We start from the raw sequence: 4,217 nt of genomic DNA on the forward strand, positions 1-4,217 counted from the left end.
GCTCGGGGTCGGCCGAACCAAGGCTGAACGCCTCCACGGCCACCTGGCTGCGGGGTGCGCTCAGTTCGGTCAGCATCTCGAACAGCCGGTCGTGAGCTGCGGCAGGCAGGTAGGGCAGCAGTCCCTCCGCCAGCCATGCGGTCGGTCGAGTTCGATCGAAACCCGCGACGGATAGCGCCGCCGGCCAGTCGTCACGCAGATCCACCGGCACGGTGCGCCGGGCGGCCTTGGGGGCGACATCCGCCGACGCCAAAGTGGCCGTCTTGTACTCCACCACTTGTGGCTGGTCGATCTCGTAGACCGTGGTACCTGCCGGCCAATCCAGCCGGTAGGCCCGCGAGTCCAGCCCCGCGGCCAGGATCACGACCTGCCTGATTCCAGCCGCAGCGACGGCGTCGGCGAAGTAGTTGTCGAAGAAGTGCGTGCGTACCGCTTGGTAGTCACAGGCCAACCGGTGGGCTCGTCGTCCGTGCTCGTCGTCGTCCAGCCACTCCAGACCCGGGCTGGCCAGCCGCGCCCACGGCTGCCCGGCCGACGACACCAGCAAGTAGGCGAACTCGTCGCGAATCAGCGGGTCAGCTGAAGCCGTCTCCACTGCGCGCGCCGCGGCGACACTCAATGCGGTCGCGCCGACGCTTTCGGTGATGTCCCAGCTGTCTCCTTCGGTACGCGCTGAGCTCACGTCGTACAGATCAGTCATAACGCGAACCATGCTACCTAATAAGTTAGGCAAGCTATATGGTTCTGTGCGCTACATCACTGCCTTCATTCGGCGCGCGGGGTGAGGGCGTCGGCCAGCAATTGGCGCAACTGACGGGTTACCGTCTCGAAATCGTGCATGGCGACGAACCCGGCGTAGAAGCCGATTCCCAGCAAGACCGCGATCAACGTCTCGGTGAGCGCAGCGGCATCGGTATCCGCAGCCAGCTCACCACGCTTGATCGCGTCATCGATGGCCCACGCCAGGAACTCCCGGGTGGTGCGAACCGAGTCGGCCTCCTCATGGCTCAGATCGGGGTGCCGCTGGGACTCCAACGCGACGGTGATCAGAAACGCTGCCGCTGTTCGATTTTCGATATCGGCCTGAGTTGCGGCGTCGATGAACGCAGACACCCGATCTACCAATGTGCTCTCGCGCCGCGCGCGCTGGACACTGGCTGCCACGACGACGTCGTTGGTTTCCTTAGCCACTTCGCGGTAGAGCGCGAGCTTGTCGGAGAAGTAGTGGTTGATTGCCGGCCGAGTCAGGTCGGCGCGGATGGCGATCGCCTGGAAGGTGGCCGCGTCGTAACCGCGTTCGCTGAAGACTACGCGTGCAGCGCGCAAAATGCGCTTACGCGTCTCGGCCGCTTTCGCTGCAGGGGGGCGACCCGGTCCCCGACTCGCGGGCTGCACCACGGATGAATTGTGCCACAGATCACACTTTTGACCGGCCCGCTTAGCCGATGCCGATTGTTAGCTGGCCGATGGCCGCGCGGTGTGCGGCATCAACCCGTCGGGCGGAATGCTGCCGAACTTTCCGGCTTGGAAGTCCTCGAGTGCTTGGATCAACTCCGCCTTGGTGTTCATCACGAACGGGCCGTAATGGAAGACCGGTTCCCGGATGGGCCGGCCGCCCAGGATCAACACCTCCAACGCCGGTCTGCGTGACTCCTGTGCGGGCGCGGCGGCGACGGTGATCCGGTCGCCCGGACCGAGAACGGCCAACTGGCCTTGCTCGATCGGGTGCCCGATCGGACCGACAAACCCTTGCCCGGACAGTACGTAGACCAACGCGTTGTGGTCGCGGTGCCACGGGATGTTCAGTCGCGCACCAGGTTCCACGCTAACATGCGCCATCGTGATCGGAGTGTGCGTGACCCCGGGCCCGCGGTGACCGTCGACATCCCCTGCGATGACGCGGACCAGCGCCCCGCCGTCTTCGGAAGACAGCAAGGCCACGTCGGCGCCCGCAATGGCCTGATACCGAGGTGCGGCGAACTTGTCGTTGTGTGGCAGGTTCACCCACAGCTGGATGCCGTGGAACACGCCACCGCTTTCGACGAGGTCAGCCGGCGGCGTTTCGATGTGCAGGATGCCCGCGCCTGCGGTCATCCACTGGGTGGCGCCGTCGGTGATCAGCCCACCGCCGCCATGCGAGTCCTGGTGGGCGAACCGCCCGTCGATCATGTAGGTGACCGTTTCGAACCCTCGGTGCGGATGCCAGTCGGTCCCTCTGGGCTCGCCGGGCTGATACTCGACCTCCCCGATCTGATCCATGTGCACGAACGGGTCCAGCGCGGCGGTGCTGACGCCGGCGAAGGCGCGCACCACCGGAAATCCTTCGCCCTCGTGGCCGCGCGGGCCGGTGGTGATCGAGCGCACCGGGCGTTCGGTGTCCGTCGGCCGGGCCGCCGACACCCGCGCCAACGTCAACGTGTCTGCAGTAATTGCGGGCATCTGTGCCTCCTACGAAATTGCCTATCGGTTATAACCGGACCTTGGTCCGCTTATTCCCCAGGCGGCACTGCTAACGTCACTGGCGATGCTGGGGGTAGACAACACGGATTCGGATCGCGGCGGACGGGTGGGCCGCTTCGTCCGAAATCTCGAATACCTCTACAAATGGCTCTTGCTGGGCATCATCGTCGGCATCGTCGCCGGTGTCGGCGCCGTTGTTTTCTACCTGGCGCTGCGCTACACGAGCAGTTTCTTGTTGGGCTATGTGGCTGGCTATCACCTGCCAACACCGCTGGTCGAGGGCGGCCATCCGGGTTCTTCCCATTACCAGCGGCCGTGGGCGCTGCCGCTGGTGACCACGACAGGCGCATTGATATCGGCGTTGATCGTGGCCAGGTTTGCGCCCGAAGCCAGCGGCCACGGCACCGACAATGCGATCGACGCGATCCACAGCGATCCCCGGCACATCCGGGCCCGGGTTGTGTGGGTGAAGATGGTCTCCAGCGCCCTGACCATCGGCTCGGGCGGTTCAGCCGGCCGTGAAGGCCCGACCGCCCAGATCTCGGCTGGCTTCGCGTCGATGCTCGCGCGCCGCCTGCACCTCTCGGATGCCGACGGCCGGATCCTGGTGTCGCTGGGGGTGGGTGCGGGTATCGGCGCCATCTTCGGTGCGCCACTGGGTGGCGCCGTTTTGGCAGCGTCGATCATTTACCGCGAAGACTTCGAGTACAGCACGCTCTACCCCGGCTTCGTCACCTCGGCGACGGCGTATGCGGTGTTCGGCTCGTTCCTGGGTTTCGACCCGATGTTCGGCTACGTCGACGCCGAGTACCGGTTCGAGAGTGCCTGGCCCCTGTTGTGGTTTGTCGTCCTGGGCGTCGTCGCAGCAACGGTGGGTTATCTCTACGCGCGTTTCTTCTACGCCACTGAATCGGTGACGGCGCGACTCCCCGGCGGCTCGGTGCTCAAGCCCACCATCGGTGGTCTGCTGGTCGGCCTGATGGGTTTGACGATTCCCGAAGTTCTGAGCAGTGGGTACGGCTGGGTGCAGTTGGCGACGACCAAGGCCGGACTACTGACGATCCCGTTGTGGATCGTGCTGATCCTGCCGATCGCCAAAATCGTCGCGACGTCGCTTTCCATCGGCACCGGCGGATCCGGCGGAATCTTCGGGCCCGGAATCGTGATCGGAGCGTTCGTAGGCGCCGCGGTTTGGCGGCTGGGCGAGATGTTTCATCTGCCGGGAGTGCCTGACAGCCCGGGGATCTTCGTCGTGGTGGGCATGATGGCGTGTTTCGGCAGCGTCGCCCACGCGCCATTGGCCATCTTGATCATGGTGGCCGAGATGACCGGATCGTTCTCGGTGGTGCCCGGTGCGATCATCGCCGTCGGGATCGCCTCACTGCTGATGCACCACACCAAGGTGTCGATCTACCGCTCGCAACGTCTTAACCGGGAAACCGCCGAGGCCGAACGTCTACACGCCGCCGCCGTCGGGCCCTGATCCGGCGAGACACTTCAGGCGGCTACCGTCAGCCCTTACGCCGCGCGGTCTTGGCCGCGGTCCGCTCGGTCGATGAGCCCTCGTGAGCCAGCTTGCCGCCGGCATTCTCCAGGTGAGCCCGCACAAACCACTGGAACTTTTCCAGCTCGGCGGCCTGGTCGATGAGGATGTCCTGGGTGACCGGGTCCAGTTCGTCGGTTTCGTTGATGGCGGTTCGGGTGTCTTCGATGACACCGTTGTAGACCAGGTCGAGCGCAGCCAAGTGCGCCTGCAC

Annotated in this window: 5 protein-coding genes; 1 reads left to right on the forward strand and 4 read right to left on the reverse strand. The window is 65.1% G+C overall.

The features are described 5' to 3' along the window. The 3 genes from WB785_RS02255 to WB785_RS02265 all read right to left on the reverse strand — a co-directional run. Positions 1-700 (reverse strand): class I SAM-dependent methyltransferase (locus WB785_RS02255; protein WP_424077071.1); only part of this gene is annotated, 700 nt, incomplete at its 3' end. A 65-nt stretch (positions 701-765) separates the two neighbouring features. After that, the gene (locus tag WB785_RS02260; protein ID WP_424077072.1) at positions 766-1,398 is read right to left on the reverse strand and encodes a TetR/AcrR family transcriptional regulator; all 633 of its coding nucleotides are present in this window, start codon (positions 1,396-1,398) and stop codon (positions 766-768) included. Positions 1,399-1,455: 57 nt separating this feature from the next. After that, the gene (locus WB785_RS02265; RefSeq protein WP_424077073.1) at positions 1,456-2,439 is read right to left on the reverse strand and encodes a pirin family protein; all 984 of its coding nucleotides are present in this window, start codon (positions 2,437-2,439) and stop codon (positions 1,456-1,458) included. Between the two features lie 85 nt (positions 2,440-2,524). Here WB785_RS02265 and WB785_RS02270 point away from each other — a divergent pair, with 85 nt between their 5' ends. After that, the gene (locus WB785_RS02270; RefSeq protein WP_424077074.1) at positions 2,525-3,943 is read left to right on the forward strand and encodes a chloride channel protein; all 1,419 of its coding nucleotides are present in this window, start codon (positions 2,525-2,527) and stop codon (positions 3,941-3,943) included. A 28-nt stretch (positions 3,944-3,971) separates the two neighbouring features. Here the strand turns inward: WB785_RS02270 and WB785_RS02275 are convergent. After that, the coding region (locus WB785_RS02275; protein WP_424077075.1) for a ferritin-like domain-containing protein at positions 3,972-4,217 on the reverse strand (246 nt) is incomplete at its 5' end.

The organism is Mycobacterium sp. (assembly GCF_049585075.1).
Taxonomy (GTDB): domain Bacteria; phylum Actinomycetota; class Actinomycetes; order Mycobacteriales; family Mycobacteriaceae; genus Mycobacterium.